Consider the following 15,842-nt stretch of genomic DNA (forward strand, 5'->3'; position numbering starts at 1 on the left):
ATCCCTCACGAACAGGTGAAGTTGTGCCCCCATTGTGGCGCAGGATGTGGCTCACGCGCCACATTCGCCTCAATTTTACCTGCAGCCCCGTCGGGGTCGTCCGCGGTCAGGCGGAGCGGCCGCGCGGTTTCAGGCGGGAGTTCGGCATCGGCGGGGCCAGCAGCCGGTCCCCCCTCGAACTCCCGCACCACCCCGAACCGGGGTGGCTCGAAGCCCAGCCCGTCGCCGTTCCAGGCCTCGCGCTGCTCGACGATCTCCTCGTGGCTGCGGCCGATGAAGTTCCACCACATCACGATCTCCTCCTCGAACGGCTCGCCGCCGAGGAGCATCACGATCGTCTCCTCCTCCCCGGTCGCCCGGAACGCCAGCTCGCGCCGCCCGCTGCCGAGGTAGCTCATCGCGTTGCGCTCGATGCCCACGCCGTCGACCTGGACGCCGCCCTGGGCCACCAGGACGCCGTACTCGAAGGACGGGTCGAGCGGCACGGTGGCCTCCGCGCCCGGCTCGAGGGTGATCTCGGCGCCCACGACCGGGGTGTACGTCGGGGCGCTGGACGCCTCACCGGCCAGCGACCCGACCAGCACCCGGAGCCGCACGCCGTGCTCGGTCCAGGTCGGCAGGTCGGCGAGGTGCGTGAAGTCCGGCGGGGTGCGGTCGCGGACGGCGTCGGGGAGGCACACCCACAGCTGGACGCCGTGCAGCAGAGCCGGGGCGTCCGGGGGCGACACCTCGGCGTGGCAGATGCCCGCGCCGGCGGTCATCACGTTGAGCTGGCCGGGGCGGATCAGCTGGTGCGAGCCGAGGCTGTCCGTGTGCAGGCCGGTGCCCTCGAACAGCCAGGTCACTGTCTGCAGCCCGGTGTGCGGGTGCGGCGGCACCCACATGCCGCCGGTCTGCCGGACGTCGTCGGGCCCGTAGTGGTCCAGGAAGCACCAGGCGCCGATCATCCGGCGGGTCTTGTTCGGCACCAGGCGCCGGACGTGGGTGGTCCGCCCGAGCAGGACGTCTCGGGCGACGAGGGGCTCGTGGACGGCCTCGAACGTGCTCACCCTCCCAGTCTGGCAGCGACGTCAAACCACTCTTCGCCTGCCCGAAACACCGTCGTGGTCGATCCGAAACCTCCGTGCCGCACGCTGGGTGGGCATCCACGTGAGTCACGAGAGCCCTGGGAGAACACCGATGACCACCTCGCTGGTCAGGACGCGCTACGCCACGCCGCTGGACGTCGCCGCCGTCACCGACCTGCACGCCCGCTGCTCCCCCACGACGCTGCGCCGCCGGTTCCACGTGCCGGTGACGCACGTGCCCGAGCGGCTGGTCCGCCAGCTCGTCTCGCCGCGCAACGGCTGGAGCGTGCTGGCCGAGCAGTGCGGCGAGGTCGTCGGCCTCGCCTCGGCCGGACCGCTGACCGCCGACCTCCTGGAGGTCGGGCTGATCGTCGAGGACCGGCACCAGGGCAGCGGCGTCGGCTCGCGGATGCTGCGCGACGTGGCCCGCGACGCCCACGAGCGCGGCTACCGGCGGCTGGTCTGCCTGGCCGAGCCCGACAACGACGCGGTCCTGCCGACCGTGCGCCGGGCCGGCCTCGAGGGCGTCCCGGAGCACGTCGACGGCGTCGTCGAGGTCGTCGTGGCGCTTCCCGCGCGTCGCAGGGGGCTCCGCCGGCCCGCCTGAGTCGTACGCTCGGCAGCAACAGTCGTCGAGTGCACCGGGAGCGGTCATGAGCGAGACCTTCGTCGTCGTCGGAGCCGGGCTGGCCGCAGCCAAGGCGGTGGAGGAGCTGCGAGCCTCGGGCTTCGAGGGGGAGGTCGTGGTCTACGGCGCCGAGCACCACCTGCCCTACGAGCGACCGCCGCTGTCCAAGGGCTACCTCCTGGGCAACGACGAGCTCGAGTCGGTCTTCGTGCACGACCCGGACTGGTACGACGAGAACGACGTCGACCTGCGGCTCGGCCAGGAGGTCACCGCGATCGACACCGCCGCGCACCTGGTCCGCACCCGGGACGGCCAGCAGGCCTACGCCCGGCTGCTGCTGGCCACCGGATCGTCCCCGCGGCACCTGCCGATCGCCGACGAGTCCGGCGCCCCGGTGGCCTACCTCCGCACCATCGAGGACAGCCAGCGGCTCAAGGAGGCGTTCACCGACGGCGCCCGGGTCGTGGTCGTCGGCGGTGGCTGGATCGGCCTGGAGACGGCAGCCGCGGCGCGGGAGGCCGGCGCCTCCGTCACGGTCCTCGAGTCGCTGGACCTGCCGCTGCTGCGGGTGCTCGGCCCCGAGGTGGCCCAGGTCTTCGCCGACCTGCACACCGAGCACGGCGTCGACCTGCGCACCGGCGTCGAGGTCTCCGGCGTCGAGAAGAGCCCCTCGACAGGCTCAGGACAAGCGGCGGCCGTCGTACGCCTGGGTGACGGGTCCTCGGTCGAGGCCGACCTGGTGGTGGTCGGCATCGGGGTGGCGCCCAACGTCGAGCTCGCCGAGGCCGCCGGGCTGGCGACCGACAACGGGATCCTGGTCGACGAGCGGCTGGCCAGCTCCGACCCGGACGTGTTCGCCGCCGGAGACGTGGCCAACGCGCAGCACCCGGTGCTGGGGCGGCGGATCCGCGTCGAGCACTGGGACACCGCGATCGAGCAGGGCAAGGCCGCAGCGCACGGCATGCTCGGGCACGACCCGTCCTACGACCGGCTGCCCTACTTCTTCACCGACCAGTACGACCTCGGCATGGAGTACGTCGGCAGCGTCGGCCCCGAGGGCTACGACGAGGTGGTGCTCCGCGGCGACACCAGCGCGGCCGGGGGCCGCACCTTCACCGCGTTCTGGCTGTCCGGGGGCCGGGTGGTCGCCGCGATGCACGCGAACGACTGGGACGCCACCGACCACCTGCACGCGATCGTCGGCACCCGGGCCGACCCCGAGCGGCTGGGTGACGCGTCGACGTCCCTGGAGGACCTGGCGAAGGGCTGACCCGGGTGGTCGTGCGGGTCGGCATCGCGGGGTGGCGCTACCCGGGCTGGCGGGGGGACTTCTACCCCGTCGGCCTGCCCCAGCGCCGCGAGCTCGAGCACGCCTCGCGCCGGCTCACCTCGATCGAGGTCAACGGCTCGTTCTACTCGCTGCAGCGGCCCACCTCGTACGCCGCCTGGCGGGCCGAGACCCCGGATGACTTCGTGTTCTCCGTCAAGGGGCCGCGCTACGTCACCCACCTCAAACGGCTGGTCGACGTGGACACCGCACTGGCGAACTTCTTCGCCTCGGGCGTCCTCGGCCTCGGCCCCAAGCTCGGGCCGGTGCTGTGGCAGCTCCCGGAGACGCTGCGCTTCGACGCGGCCGTGCTGGACGCCTTCCTCGCCGCCCTGCCGCGGACCACGGGCGAGGCGGCCGCCCTGGCGTCGCGGCACGACGACAAGGTCAAGGAGGGCCGCTCGCTCACCGTCACCGAGCGGGACGTCCCGCTGCGGCACGCGCTGGAGTTCCGGAGCACGACGTTCGCCGACGAGGCGGCCTACGAGGTGCTGCGGCGGCACCGCGTGGCCTGCGTGCTCGCCGACACCGCCGGCCGGTGGCCCGCCGTCGAGCAGCTCACCACCGACTTCGTCTACGTCCGGCTGCACGGCGACCGCGAGCTCTACGCCAGCGGCTACACGGACCCGGCGCTCGACGCCTGGGCGGCGAGGTGCCGCGGCTGGGACGCCGACGGCCTCGACGTGTTCGTCTACTTCGACAACGACGCCAAGGGCCGCGCGCCGCACGACGCGATGGCGCTGATCGCCCGGCTCGCCGGGTAGACCGGCGGCCTCCGGCGAGGCGGTAGCGTCACGGCCATGCCGGGTGCCCGTGTCGTCGTCGTGGACCACCACGACTCCTACACCTGGAACCTCGTGCACCTCGTCGCGGCGGTCACCGGCGTGCTCCCGGTCGTCGTGCAGCACGACGAGGTGAGCACAGAGGCCTTGCAGGCAAGGGGGTTCAGCCACATCGTGCTGTCCCCCGGTCCCGGCAGCCCCGAGGACCCGCGGGACTTCTCGCTCGGCCGGGCGGTGTTCGAGCTGGGCGTCCCGGTGCTCGGCGTCTGCCTGGGCATGCAGGCCCTCGTCACGTCGTACGGCGGTCACGTCGGCCAGGTCGAGCCGGCCCACGGGGAGCTGGCCCGGGTCGAGCACGGCGGCACCGACGTGTTCGCGGGGCTGCCGTCCCCGTTCACCGCGGTGCGCTACCACTCGCTCGCCGCCCTGGCGCTGCCCGACGTGCTCACCGCGACGGCCTGGTGCGACGGGGCGGACGGCCGGGTGGTGATGGGGGTCGCGCACCGCGAGAAGCCCTTGTGGGGCGTGCAGTTCCACCCCGAGTCGATCCTCACCGAGCACGGCGAGCAGCTGGTGCGCACGTTCCTGGAGCAGCCGTGAGCGTCGACCCCGCGCAGCGCTTCGTCGAGCTCGCGGCGTCGTACGACCGGATGTTCTGGCTCGACGGCGGCGGGTCGCGGGCCTGGTCCGGGCGCCGGTCGATCCTGGGGTTCCTGCGCGACGAGGACGTCTCCCTGACCTACGACGCCGCCGCGCGGCAGGTGTCGCGGCACCAGCACGGCCGGAGCGAGGTGGTGGGCGACGACGTCTTCGGCGCGCTCGCCGCGGAGGTGGCGCGCGACGGCGGCGACCCGGCGGTCAGCTGGGTCGGCTACCTCGGCTACGCGTGCCGGCCCGACCTGCCGGCACACCGCGGTGGCGGAGCCCCGGACGCCGTGTGGATGCGGGTGCGGGACCCGCTCTTCGTCGACCATCCCCCGGGTCGTCCGGTTGCGGGGGCGCCCCGGCGCGCGCTCGACCGGACGACCCCGGGGTGGTACGTCGACGCCTTCGCCGAGGTGCAGCGCCAGCTCCGGCTCGGCAACAGCTACGAGGTGAACCTGACCTACCGCGAGGCGGTGGCCTCCCCCGTCGACCCGGTCACGGCGTACCTGCGGCTGCGCGCGTCCAGCCCCGCGCCGTACGCCGGGTTCCTGCGGCACCACGGCACGCACCTGCTGTCCTCCAGCCCGGAGCGGTTCGCGCTCGTCGACCGGGACCGGTGGCTGGAGACCAAGCCCATCAAGGGCACCACGCCGCGCGGCGACACCCCGGAGCGGGACGAGGAGATGCGGCACGCACTGGCCACCGACCCGAAGTACCGCGCCGAGAACCTGATGATCGTCGACCTGCTCCGCAACGACCTCTCGATGGTCTGCGACCCCGGCACGGTGACCGTCCCGGTCCTGATGGAGGTCGAGTCCTACGCGTCGGTGCACCAGCTCGTCTCCACCGTGCGCGGCCGGCTGCGTCCCGGGGTCGGCACCGTGGAGGCGCTGCGTGCGCTGTTCCCGGCCGGCTCGATGACCGGCGCCCCCAAGCTGCGCACGATGCAGGTCGTCGAGGACGTCGAGACCTCGCCGCGCGGCCCCTACGCGGGCGCGTTCGGCTGGGTCGGCGCCGACGGCCGGGCGGACCTCGGCGTGGTGATCCGCACCCTGGTCGCGACCCCGGCCGGCGAGCAGTGGCACTACGAGCTCGGCACCGGCGGCGGCATCACGGTCCGCTCCGACGTCGACGAGGAGTACGCCGAGACCCGCTGGAAGGCGGAGCGGCTGCAGTCCGCGCTGGTCCCCGGGAACGACGCGTGAGCGAGGACGAGCTGGTGCTGCGGCTGCGGACGGCCGGCTGCGTGTTCGCCGAGGAGGAGGCCGCGCTGCTGCTCGACGCTGCCGGGTCCCCCGCCGAGCTGGCGGCGATGACCGCCCGCAGGGTCGCCGGCGAGCCCCTGGAGTACGTCGTCGGGTGGGCGGAGTTCTGCGGCGTCCGGATGGTCGTCGAGCCCGGGGTCTTCGTGCCGCGGCACCGCACCGAGCTGCTCGTGGACGAGGCCGGGCGGCTGCTGGACGGGCGGCCCGGTGCGCCCCTGGTGGTCGACCTGTGCTGCGGGTCGGGCGCGCTCGGCGCCGCCCTGGCCGGACGACGCACGGTGCGGCTGTACGCCGCGGACGTCGACGCGGCCGCCGTACGCTGCGCGCGGGTGAACCTCGCGGCGGTCGGGGGCGTGGTCCTCGAGGGCGACCTGTTCGACCCGCTGCCACCGGACCTGCGCGGGCACGTCGAGGTGCTGATGGCCAACGTGCCCTACGTGCCGACCGGTGCGATCACGCTGATGCCGCCCGAGGCCCGCGACCACGAGACCCGGGCCACCCTGGACGGCGGTGCCGACGGGCTCGAGGTGATGCGTCGGGTGGCCGCCGCGGCGCCGCGGTGGCTGGTGGCGGGTGGGACCGTGCTCTTCGAGTCCAGCGAGCGGCAGGCGGTGGCGATGTGCGAGGTGCTCGCCGCCGTCGGCCTCGCCCCGCGGGTGGTGGTGTCCGAGGACCTGGGCGCGACGGTCGTGACGGGACGCCGGGAACCCTGACCGGCGGTGAAGGGCCGACCCCTCCGCGAGGGTTCCGCACGCTTCGCCCGGGTCTGCTGCGGCGCGCCCCGAAGCGCACCGGTCGTCAATAGCGAGACGGGGTGGTTCCGGAGCGCAGACGAACCCGGACGCATGACGTGACAACCACCCCAACTCGTCATGCCGAGGGCCGTGCACGTTCATAGCGTCGGGTACGGCGGCCGCGGGGGCTGGGGGCCGTGGTCACTTAGGGGAGGAACCAGATGAAGTCACGAACCGGCGCGGGCGTGGTCTCGCTCGCCCTCGCTGTCGCCGCCACCGGAGCGGTGAGCGTCGTCCCGGCCGCGTCCGCGGTCGAGGCGCGACCGGCAGCGAGGACCATCACCGCACGGCTGGACGGCCCCTTCGGCCTGCAGCGGTCGGTCGACCACCGCGGGTTCGTGGTGGCCGAGAGCGTCTCCGGCCAGGTCACGCGGGTGTTCCTGGACGGTCGCAAGCGCACCATCATCAACGGCGCGCCCGGTGTCGCCGGCGTCGCGACCGGTCCGCACCGGGTGTTCGCCGTGCTGGGCGGCCCGAACGAGGACGGTCAGGCCCCGGCCGGGAAGTACGGCCCCAGCACGGTCCTGCGCTCGACGTACGACGGCCGCGGGACGAAGGTGATCGCCGACCTCGGCAAGTACGAGCTCGCGCACAACCCCGACGGCCAGGTGCAGTTCGTCGACGGGAAGCCGGTCGACGCGCTGTCCAACCCGTTCGCGATGACCATGTCGCGCTACGGCCTGATCGTCGCCGACGGCGGCGCGAACGACGTGCTCCGGGTCGACCCGCGCAGCGGCCGCGTCTCGACGTTCTTCGTGCCGCACACCGTCACGGACGTGAAGGCCTGCCTGGCCCCCGGCGCCCAGTCGAACCCGGGCACGGTCGGCTGCGACCCGGTGCCCACCGGCGTGGCCGTCTCGCGGGGCAGTGTCTACGTCAGCACCCTCGGTGCCGAGCAGCCGGGCGCGGGGCGGGTCTACAAGCTCGACGAGCGGACCGGCAAGGTGCAGCGGGTCTGGCGCGGACTGACCTCGCCGACCGGCATCGCGGTCCGCGGCGACGGCACGGTCTTCGTCTCCGAGGTGCTGCACGGCGCCCCGGCCGGCGACGGCCCGCCGCCTCCCGGATTCGACCCGCGCAAGGTCGGCCGGATCACCAGGATCAGCCACGGCCGGATCACGCACGCGCAGGTGACGATGCCGACCGGCCTGCTGTACACCCACGGCAACCTGTACTCCACGGCCTGGAGCATCGCCAGCTTCGTCGGCCTCAAGCACAAGGGCCAGGTCGTCCAGGTCCGGCAGAGCGCGTTCCACTGAGCCCGACGGCGAGCGGTGCCCGACCCCCACCGGTCCGGGCACCGCGCCGTCGTGCCCGCCGGGGTTTTCGGATCGGCCGGCGGGGAACGACCTGGGGGTGCAGACACGAGAGATCGGCAATGACCAGGTAGGACGCGTCTCCGTCGGGGCCGTCGGGCTCGGCCTGATGACCTTCGACCAGACCGGGGCCCAGCCCCGCGAGCAGCTCGCCGACACCGTGCGGGCCGCCCTCGACGCGGGCGTGACGCTGTTCGACACGGCGGACGCCTACGGCCCCGGCGATGAGAAGGGCGCCGGCGCCCAGGGGGCCAACGAGCAGCTGATCGCCGGCCTGCTCGACGAGCTCGGGGTGCGCGACCGGGTGCTGCTCGCCACCAAGGGCGGGCACGTCCGCAGCGACGGCGGCGAGTGGGGCCTCGACAGCAGCGCCCGGCACCTCCGCGAGGCCGTCGACGCGAGCCTGCAGCGCCTCGGCGTCGAGCAGATCGCGCTGTGGCAGCACCACCGGCCGGACCCGGAGGTCCCCTACGACGAGGTGATCGGCACGCTGGGCGAGATCCACGCCTCGGGCAAGGTCAAGATGCTCGGCCTGTCCAACGCGAACCCCGACCAGATCCGGGCCGCGCACCGGGCGCTCGGCGGCGCGCTGGTGAGCGTGCAGAACCAGTACTCCCCGGCCTACCGCAGCAGCCGGCCGGAGATCGACGTGTGCGAGGAGCTCGGGCTCGCGTTCCTGCCGTGGAGCCCGCTCGGCGGGCTGTCCGACGCCAAGGCGCTGGCCGAGAAGCACCCCGCCTTCAAGGAGATCGCCGACGAGCGCGGGGTCAGCGCCCAGCAGGTCGCCCTCGCCTGGGAGCTCGCCCAGTCCCCCGTGGTCATCCCGATCCCCGGCGCCAAGCGTCCCCAGTCGATCACCGACTCCGCCGCCGCCGCCGACCTCGAGCTGTCCGACGAGGAGCTCAAGCGCCTCGACGCCAGCTGAGCACCCGGGCCGAGGGCATGCACGTCTTCGACCCGGCGGAGGCGCCGCGCGGACTGGTCCTGCTCGCCCCTGGGGGCGGGCAGGACCACACGTCGCCCGGCGTCGTCGCACGCGCGAGCCGGATGACCGACCGCGGCTACACGGTCGCGGTCGTGCGCTCCCTCTCCGGGGTGCCGGGCCTGCTGGCCGAGCACGCCGGCCCGGTCGGGTTCTGGGGCCTCTCCCAGGGGGCCCGGGTCGGGTTGCCGCTGCTCGCCGCGGAGCCGCGGATCGACGCCGCCGTCCTCGGGCTCGCCGACGGGCCGCTGGGCTCGGCGCCCCTGGTCACCGCCCCGGTGCTGTTCTACGTGCAGTCCGACGACGACCTCGTCGAGCCCGACGCCTGCCGGGCGCTCTTCCACGCGCTGGGCTCGGCCGACAAGACTCTGGTCGAGAACCCCGGTGGTCACCTGGACCTGCCCAGGGCCTCGGTCGAGGAGTCCGCCGCCTGGCTGGACGGACGGCTGGCCGGGCGTCGTACGACGTAGGGCGGGTGGGGCTCGAACCCACGACCCAAGGATTATGAGTCCTCTGCTCTAACCGGCTGAGCTACCGCCCCCGGACCCCGATCGGACCGGGTCCCGCGCGACTCTAGCGTCCCCGCACGGAGTCGGTGGGGCGGGTGGCCCCGGGACGGCCGACGTGACGCACCGCGCGGAACGTCCACAGCTTGTTGGTCACGAAGGACAACGGCGTGACCGCGCAGATCGCGATCAGGTTCGCCCAGGACAGCCGGGAGCGCAGCGCCGAGGAGTCGTCGAAGACGTCGGTGGGCAGCGCGAGCGGCGAGCCGGGGTGCATCAGCACCGTGACGATCAGCAGGTTGAGCACCAGCGCGCCCAGACCAAGCACCAGGAAGGGGACGTACTCCCCCAGCCAGGACGACGAGCTGGCGGCGCTGCGGAAGGTCCAGCCGCGGTTCAGCTGGAAGTTCCAGAGGTTCGCCACCACGAAGGCCCCGGTGATGAACACGTGGTACCAGCGGATGTTGAAGGACGTCGCCGGGAGGTCCAGCCACACCGTGTTGTACGACGGCCCGGCGAGCTCGAACAGCTTCAGCGCGACGAGGTTCACCACCACGCCGGACACGCCGACGACGCCGAAGCGGAGCAGCAGGCCCCAGTTGTGGCGGTGCCGGACGAAGAGGAACTCTAGGAGGCGCGGCACTGCGCTCCTCGGGGGACCGGCTCGCTGCCGGCGCGCTGGTGCCTCATGCCTCCATCGTGCCAGAGGGGGCCAGCAGACCCCGGCAGCGGCGTCCGGCCCGGCTCAGTAGGAGTGCTTGACCGTCATCACGTCGCGGACCGCCGCCTCGTCGAACGGCTCGCCGAGCCACTCGAAGAGACCGGCCAGCGAGCCCGGGTCCGCCACGTAGTCGTCGAAGTGCACCCGGAAGGCGTCGTCGCCGAGCCCGCCGGCGACCTCGAGGATCGACTCCTCGTTGCGCTCGAGGCGGCCGTCGCGGGGCTTGTTGCGCCAGAACTTGCTGGCCAGCACGGCCTCGTGGTCCCGGGTGTTGACGATGAACCGGGCACCGGGGAAGACCGCGCGCAGGAAGTCGACGTACTCCGGGAGGTCCTTCTGGTACCACCGGATCTCCTTGAACCCGGTGACCCGGGTGCCGGCCTCGGGGCGCAGCACGGTGGCCGTCGCGAGCTGGCGGATCCGGTCGAGCGAGACCTCGGTGGAGAAGTCGTCCATCCCGTAGAACGGGTGCGTCACCGGGAGCCGGCTGCCGTCCTCGCGGGTGACCCGCGCGGCCTCCTTCACCAGGGTCTGGTGGTAGGCGAACAGGTGGTGCAGCGCGTCCCGGTTCTCGCCGCGGATCAGGTAGCCCGGGATCGAGTTGAGGATGCCCTGGACGAGCGTGGAGCCCGAGCGGCCGTAGGTCATGATGAACAGGTAGCCGAGCTGGTCGCTGCGCCGCGCGCCGATCCGGCGACGCACCGAGGCGCTCGTCCGTCCGAGCCGTCCACGAGCTCGAGTCACCGCTGGCACTCCCCAGGTCGTCGTCCGCCGCGCGCCGTGACCACGGCGCGCCCGCATCATGTCATCCCACCGGTCGTCGGCGTCCACCCTCACGGTCGTTACGCTCCCTGGGTGCCCGACTCCTCCACGACCGTCGTCGCCATCGTCCCCTGCCTGGACGAGGAGGCCACGGTCGGCGCCGTGGTCCGCGACCTGATCGCCGCGGTCCCCGGCATCACGGTCTACGTCTTCGACAACGGCAGCACCGACCGGACGGTCGAGAGGGCCGCCGAGGCGGGCGCGGTGGTGCGCCACGAGACCCGTCGCGGCAAGGGCAACGTGGTCCGCCGGGCGTTCGGCGACCTGCAGGCCGACGTGTTCGTGCTGATCGACGGCGACGACACCTACGACGTGTCCGCGCTGCCCGGGATGATCGCGCTGTTGCACTCGGGGCCCTACGACCAGGTCGTGGGCGTCCGGCGCGAGGACGGCGCCTCGGCGTACCGGCCGGGACACGCGAGCGGCAACAGCTTCTTCAACGCCGTCGTCAGCCGGCTGTTCGGCGAACCGGTCCAGGACATGCTCACCGGCTACCGGGTGCTGTCCGAGCGCTTCGTGAAGTCCTTCCCGGTGCGCTCGCGCGGCTTCGAGGTGGAGACCGAGATGACCGTGCACTCGGTGGGCCTGCGGGTGCCGACGGTCTACGTCGAGGTCGGCTTCAAGGACCGCCCGCCGGGCAGCGAGAGCAAGCTGCGGACCTACCACGACGGGTTCAGGATCCTGGGGCTGATCCTGCGCCTGGCGCGCTACGAGCGCCCCCAGCCGTTCCACGCCGCGGTCGCCGTGGTGCTCGCGCTGGTCTCGCTGGTGCTCGGCCTGCCGGTGATCCTGGAGTACTTCGACACCGGGCTGGTGCGCCGCTTCCCGACCGCGATCCTGGCCTCGTCGATCGCCGTCATCGCCGTGCTCGCGCTGATCATGGGCATGCTGCTCGAGGCGAACCGCCGGGTGCGCGACGAGGGCGCCCGCCTCGCCTACCTGCGGTTCCCGCCGCCGGAGCACAAGTGAGGCCGCTGGTGCGGCTGGGGGCCCGCCTGCTCGTGCTCGTGGTGCTCCTCCAGCTGCTGTTCGTCGGCCTGCTCGTGGTCGGCGCGGCGGTCCCGGACAAGCCGATCGTGGACCGGCTCAGCGCCGACGCCCGCAGCGGCGCCTACGGGCCCAGCGGCCAGCCGGACGGCCAGGGCGGCCGGGCGACCAGCTTCACCGACTGCGTCGCGGCGGGCACCGGGCTGGGGCTGCCGACGACCTCGGCGTTCGACCGGGCGATCCGCATGCCGCGGCTGGAGAGCTGCACCGAGGGCACCCGGCAGCTCGTGACCCTGCACCGCGGGCAGCGCGTCGACCACCCGCAGGAGTACTTCCGCTACTGGGCCGGCTACACCGTGCTGACCCGCCCGGTCCTCGCGCTCGGCGGCATGGACGCCATGCGGCTGGTCGCGGGCGGGCTGTTCGGGCTGGCCCTGCTGACGATGGCGATGACGCTGTCGCGCGCGCTCGGCACGCCGTACACGCTGGCGCTGCTCGCCCCGCTGCTGCTGTCCTCCAACGTGCTGACGGTGCCCGCGAACGCCTTCAGCCACGCGATCAGCCTGGCGGTGATCTTCGGCGGCGTCGCGTTCGTGACCTGGGCCGCGGCCAGGGAGCGCGGCTGGTCCGTGCTGTACGCCGTGGCCGCGTCGGCCGCCGTGTTCAACTTCGTCGACCTGCTCACCACCCCGACGATCCCGCTCGCGCTGACCGCGGCGGTCACGGCCGCCCTGGCCTACCGGCGGACCGCCTCGGTCCGCGACGCCCTGGTCACCGGCGTGACCGTCTCGGCAGTGTGGACCGTCGCCTACGTCGTTACCTGGGTCAGCCGCTGGCTGATCACCGCGGTGTTCCTCGGCTGGCGCCACACGATGGACGTGGTGACCAACATCGCGAAGTTCCGCATCGACGGCGACTTCGGCACGGTCAGCCACACCTTCGGCGCGGCCGTGCTCAAGAACGGCCGGACCTGGCTGGCGGTGCCGGTGATGCCGGAGCTGGTGCTCGGCGCCGCCCTGGTCGCCGTGGTCGTCTCGCTGGCCCTCGCCTGGCGACGCTTCGGTCCCGGCCGCCTGCTGGCGGCCGCGGTGCTCGCGGCGCCGTCGCTGATCGCGGTGGTCTGGATGCTCGTGCTCAGCAACCACTCCCAGATCCACGACATCTTCGTCTACCGCAACGTGCCGACCTCGATCGGCATCGCGGTGGCCGCCTGCGTGCTGGCCGCCGGCACGCGCCCCGGGACGTCGGGCCTCGAAAACCCACGCACGTCCTTTACCCTCGTCCCGTGACTCGGGTCGGGCGGTGGGCGGCAGCGTCGCTGTGCGCCGCCCTGCTGCCGCTGGTCGGGTGCACCTCGTCGGGCACGACCGACACCCCCGCGGCCGAGGGTACGACGGACCGGCCTGCTCCCACGCCCGCGACCCCGGCCGCTCCCGCGACCTCGACCGGCCCGAGCAGCACCGACGCCCCCTCGGCCGGCTCGATGGACGAGCCCGCCACCTCCTCGGGGCCGCTGTCGAAGCGCTCGTTCCCCGCCCCGAGGCGCCTCGGACCGGGCTGGCGCTACGCCGTCGACCCCGGTGACGCCGAGGAGGGCTACGCCGGCAACGGCACGCCGGCGCTGGCCCGCCGCCCCGAGGAGATCGTGCAGACCGCGGTCCCCTTCGGCTGCGACCGGTCCGCGCCGGTGTCCCCGCCCCGGCACGCGCTCGAGGTCGACTACGCGTACGGCGCCCGGCGGGTCGTCGCGGTCCGCGCGAAGTTCGCCGACGTCCCCACGGCCAGGGCGTTCTTCTACGGTCGTGCCGCCGACCTGCAGGCCTGCGTCGGTCGCTCGGGGAGCCCGGCGATCGGCCCGCTGGTCACCGACCTGGACGTTCCCGCCAGCGGCGCCCTGACGTCGGTCCGCACGCCCCGCTCGGACCCCTACCGCGAGCTCGCGGTGCTCGACCGGGACACCGTCGTGCTGCTCGCCGTCCAGGGCGGCGACGCGCTGACCGCCCGCCAGAACCGCCGACTCGTGGAGGCCTTCCGCTCGTGACCCCGCACCGATCCTCGCGTCCCCGGGCCGGCCGCCGGCTGGCCGTCGCGACGCTCGTGCTGGCGCTGGCCGCGCTGGGCGAGGGCGGCACCGCCCGGGCCGACGGCACCGACCCGACGCCGACGGATCCCCCGTCGGCGACCGACACCCCCACGGCGACTCCCACGCCCACTCCGACGCCCACTCCGACGCCCACGCCGACGCCCACCCCCACCCCCACCCCGACGCCGACGCCGACGCCGACGCCGACGCCGACCCCACCGCCCGCGACCCGCCGGGTCAGCATCACCCTGCCGGGCCAGGTGGTGGCACTCCGGTCCTACGCCGTCCGCGGCTCGGTGAACGTGGTGACCCCCGGACCGGTCGACGTCGTCGTGCAGCGGCTGTCCGGCAAGCGCTGGGTGGCCGGGAAGAAGGACCGCGTCGACGCCTCCGGAGCCTGGTCGGTGCCGTTCACGACCGACGCTCCCGGGCGCCAGGTCCTCCGCGCCGTCGCCACCTGGGGTGACCGGCGGCGCGCCGTGAGCGGCCGGCTCACCCGCACCGTGGTCGCCCGTGTCGACGTCTCCGTGTCCGGGCCGCTGTCGGCTCGCGACGTGCGCTGGTCCTACCGGCCCGGCTGCCCGGTGGCCCCGAGCGGGCTGCGCCGGATCACCCTGAACCGGTGGACCTACGGCCGGGTGGTGGGCCGCGGCACGCTCGTCGTCCGCGCCTCCGCCGTGCCGGACCTGGTGAAGGTCTTCACGAAGTCGTTCGCGGCCCGCTTCCCGCTGCGGTCGATGCGGCCCTCGGACACGTTCTACGCCGGCGGGCGACGTACCCCCACGCAGTCCGACCTGGCCGCGATGCGCGCCGACAACACCTCGGCGTTCAACTGCCGCCCGGTGACCGGCAACCCCTACCGCGTCTCCCAGCACTCCTACGGCAACGCCATCGACATCAACACCGTGCGCAACCCGTACGTCGTGGGCAGCCGGGTCTTCCCCGGGTTCGCGCGGACCTACCTGGACCGGCGGCACGTGCGCACCGGGATGATCACCAGCGGCGGCGTGCTGGCCGGCACGATGCGACGGCTCGGCTGGCCCTGGGGCGCTCGCTGGAGCCATCCGGACTACCAGCACTTCTCCTCCAACGGGGGCTGACGCGGTCCCGGCGGGGGTGCCATGCTCGGGGGCATGACCGAACCCGCACCCGTCCCGCTCGAGCCGCTCACCGAGGACTGGGAGCGCGCGCTGTGCGTGGTCGCGCACCCCGACGACCTGGAGTTCGGGGGCGCCGCGGCGGTCGCCCGCTGGACCAAGCAGGGCAAGCAGGTCGTCTACTGCATGGTCACCAGCGGCGAGGCCGGCATCGACGGGATGACCCCCGACGAGTGCCGCGAGGTCCGCGAGGCCGAGCAGGTGGAGTCCGCGCGCATCGTCGGCGTCGACGAGGTGGACTTCCTCGGGCTGCCCGACGGCATCCTGGAGTACGGCGTCCCGCTGCGCCGCGCGATCGCCGAGGAGGTCCGGCTGCACCGCCCGGACATCGTGATCACCAACAACTTCCGCGACACGTGGGGCGGCCGGAACCTCAACCAGGCCGACCACGTCGCGACCGGCAAGGCGGTCCTGGACGCCGTGCGCGACGCCGGCAACCGCTGGGTGTTCAGCGACCAGCTCGTCGGTGGCCGGGACCCGTGGGGCGGCGTCCGGGAGGTCTGGTGCGCCGGCTCCCCCGACGCGACCCACGCCGTCGACATCACCGACACCTTCGACGTCGGCGTCACGTCCCTGCGCGCGCACCAGGCCTACATCAAGGGGCTGGGCTGGCAGGACTTCGACCCCGCGGAGTTCCTCGAGGGCATGTCGCGGGCGACCGGCCAGCGGCTCGGCGTCCCGCACGCCGTCGGGTTCGAGGTGTTCCCGATGGGCTGGGGCGAGTAGCGACCCGGACAAGGAGAGAGGGCCTGTGCCGCTG

The 15,842-nt window shown here is 73.6% G+C and carries 17 protein-coding genes and 1 tRNA gene; 14 read left to right on the plus strand and 4 right to left on the minus strand.

Going from position 1 to position 15,842, the window contains the following annotated elements:
• Positions 1-5: 5 nt before the first annotated feature.
• Positions 6-1,049, minus strand: a complete 1,044-nt coding sequence (locus tag KRR39_RS12735; protein ID WP_216937383.1) for a pirin family protein — start codon at positions 1,047-1,049, stop codon at positions 6-8.
• A 130-nt stretch (positions 1,050-1,179) separates the two neighbouring features.
• Here KRR39_RS12735 and KRR39_RS12740 point away from each other — a divergent pair, with 130 nt between their 5' ends.
• The 9 genes from KRR39_RS12740 to KRR39_RS12780 all read left to right on the plus strand — a co-directional run bounded on the left by KRR39_RS12740 (position 1,180) and on the right by KRR39_RS12780 (position 9,276).
• Complete coding sequence (locus KRR39_RS12740; RefSeq protein WP_216937384.1) at positions 1,180-1,674, plus strand: GNAT family N-acetyltransferase; 495 nt, start codon at positions 1,180-1,182, stop codon at positions 1,672-1,674.
• 46 nt (positions 1,675-1,720) lie between these two features.
• Entirely contained in the window at positions 1,721-2,965 is a 1,245-nt protein-coding gene (locus tag KRR39_RS12745) for an NAD(P)/FAD-dependent oxidoreductase (RefSeq protein WP_216937386.1), read from the plus strand.
• Between the two features lie 5 nt (positions 2,966-2,970).
• Positions 2,971-3,786 (plus strand): DUF72 domain-containing protein, encoded by an 816-nt coding sequence (locus KRR39_RS12750; RefSeq protein WP_254185111.1) that lies wholly within the window; start codon positions 2,971-2,973, stop codon positions 3,784-3,786.
• 36 nt (positions 3,787-3,822) lie between these two features.
• Positions 3,823-4,404 carry an anthranilate synthase component II gene (locus tag KRR39_RS12755; RefSeq protein WP_216937388.1) on the plus strand — a complete coding sequence of 194 codons (582 nt, stop codon included), beginning with the start codon at positions 3,823-3,825 and terminating at the stop codon, positions 4,402-4,404.
• Entirely contained in the window at positions 4,401-5,654 is a 1,254-nt protein-coding gene (locus KRR39_RS12760; RefSeq protein ID WP_254185112.1) for an anthranilate synthase component I family protein, read from the plus strand. Before KRR39_RS12755 ends, KRR39_RS12760 begins: the two co-directional genes overlap by 4 nt.
• Positions 5,651-6,427, plus strand: coding sequence for a putative protein N(5)-glutamine methyltransferase (locus KRR39_RS12765; protein ID WP_216937390.1), 777 nt, complete (start codon positions 5,651-5,653; stop codon positions 6,425-6,427). Before KRR39_RS12760 ends, KRR39_RS12765 begins: the two co-directional genes overlap by 4 nt.
• 242 nt (positions 6,428-6,669) lie before the next feature.
• On the plus strand, positions 6,670-7,767 hold the full coding sequence (locus KRR39_RS12770; protein ID WP_216937392.1) for a ScyD/ScyE family protein: 1,098 nt from the start codon (positions 6,670-6,672) through the stop codon (positions 7,765-7,767).
• Positions 7,768-7,864: 97 nt separating this feature from the next.
• Complete coding sequence (locus tag KRR39_RS12775) at positions 7,865-8,749, plus strand: aldo/keto reductase (RefSeq protein ID WP_216937393.1); 885 nt, start codon at positions 7,865-7,867, stop codon at positions 8,747-8,749.
• 17 nt (positions 8,750-8,766) lie between these two features.
• Positions 8,767-9,276: an alpha/beta fold hydrolase gene (locus KRR39_RS12780; protein ID WP_216937395.1), complete on the plus strand. Its 510-nt coding sequence runs from the start codon at positions 8,767-8,769 to the stop codon at positions 9,274-9,276.
• Here KRR39_RS12780 and KRR39_RS12785 read toward each other — a convergent pair.
• The 3 genes from KRR39_RS12785 to KRR39_RS12795 form a co-directional block, all read right to left on the minus strand.
• Positions 9,274-9,347: transfer RNA gene (locus KRR39_RS12785), tRNA-Ile, on the minus strand. The genes KRR39_RS12780 and KRR39_RS12785 overlap by 3 nt on opposite strands.
• A 32-nt stretch (positions 9,348-9,379) precedes the next feature.
• Complete coding sequence (locus KRR39_RS12790) at positions 9,380-9,955, minus strand: GtrA family protein (protein WP_216937397.1); 576 nt, start codon at positions 9,953-9,955, stop codon at positions 9,380-9,382.
• Positions 9,956-10,057: 102 nt separating this feature from the next.
• Positions 10,058-10,735 (minus strand): sulfotransferase, encoded by a 678-nt coding sequence (locus KRR39_RS12795; RefSeq protein WP_216937399.1) that lies wholly within the window; start codon positions 10,733-10,735, stop codon positions 10,058-10,060.
• Between the two features lie 153 nt (positions 10,736-10,888).
• Between KRR39_RS12795 and KRR39_RS12800 the strand changes: the two genes are divergently transcribed.
• From KRR39_RS12800 to KRR39_RS12820, 5 genes are read left to right on the plus strand one after another with little or no spacing between them, the layout of a single operon-like run.
• A complete protein-coding gene (locus KRR39_RS12800) occupies positions 10,889-11,824 on the plus strand; it encodes a glycosyltransferase family 2 protein (RefSeq protein WP_216937401.1) in 936 nt (311 codons plus the stop codon).
• Entirely contained in the window at positions 11,821-13,131 is a 1,311-nt protein-coding gene (locus KRR39_RS12805) for a hypothetical protein (RefSeq protein ID WP_216937403.1), read from the plus strand. Before KRR39_RS12800 ends, KRR39_RS12805 begins: the two co-directional genes overlap by 4 nt.
• Complete coding sequence (locus tag KRR39_RS12810) at positions 13,128-13,883, plus strand: hypothetical protein (protein ID WP_216937405.1); 756 nt, start codon at positions 13,128-13,130, stop codon at positions 13,881-13,883. Before KRR39_RS12805 ends, KRR39_RS12810 begins: the two co-directional genes overlap by 4 nt.
• Positions 13,880-15,025, plus strand: coding sequence for a M15 family metallopeptidase (locus tag KRR39_RS12815; RefSeq protein WP_216937407.1), 1,146 nt, complete (start codon positions 13,880-13,882; stop codon positions 15,023-15,025). Before KRR39_RS12810 ends, KRR39_RS12815 begins: the two co-directional genes overlap by 4 nt.
• Positions 15,026-15,058: 33 nt before the next feature.
• Positions 15,059-15,808, plus strand: coding sequence for a PIG-L deacetylase family protein (locus KRR39_RS12820; protein WP_216937409.1), 750 nt, complete (start codon positions 15,059-15,061; stop codon positions 15,806-15,808).
• Positions 15,809-15,842 lie beyond the last annotated feature (34 nt).

This window comes from Nocardioides panacis, assembly GCF_019039255.1.
Classification (GTDB): Bacteria; Actinomycetota; Actinomycetes; order Propionibacteriales; family Nocardioidaceae; genus Nocardioides_B; species Nocardioides_B panacis.

Excerpts from the sequence above, each read along its gene's own strand:
- KRR39_RS12740 (WP_216937384.1), top strand. The coding sequence starts at position 1,180 with ATGACCACCTCGCTGGTCAGGACGCGCTACGCCACGCCGCTGGACGTC.
- KRR39_RS12745 (WP_216937386.1), top strand. The coding sequence starts at position 1,721 with ATGAGCGAGACCTTCGTCGTCGTCGGAGCCGGGCTGGCCGCAGCCAAG.
- KRR39_RS12755 (WP_216937388.1), top strand. The coding sequence starts at position 3,823 with ATGCCGGGTGCCCGTGTCGTCGTCGTGGACCACCACGACTCCTACACC.
- KRR39_RS12770 (WP_216937392.1), top strand. The coding sequence starts at position 6,670 with ATGAAGTCACGAACCGGCGCGGGCGTGGTCTCGCTCGCCCTCGCTGTC.
- KRR39_RS12780 (WP_216937395.1), top strand. The coding sequence starts at position 8,767 with ATGCACGTCTTCGACCCGGCGGAGGCGCCGCGCGGACTGGTCCTGCTC.
- KRR39_RS12820 (WP_216937409.1), top strand. The coding sequence starts at position 15,059 with ATGACCGAACCCGCACCCGTCCCGCTCGAGCCGCTCACCGAGGACTGG.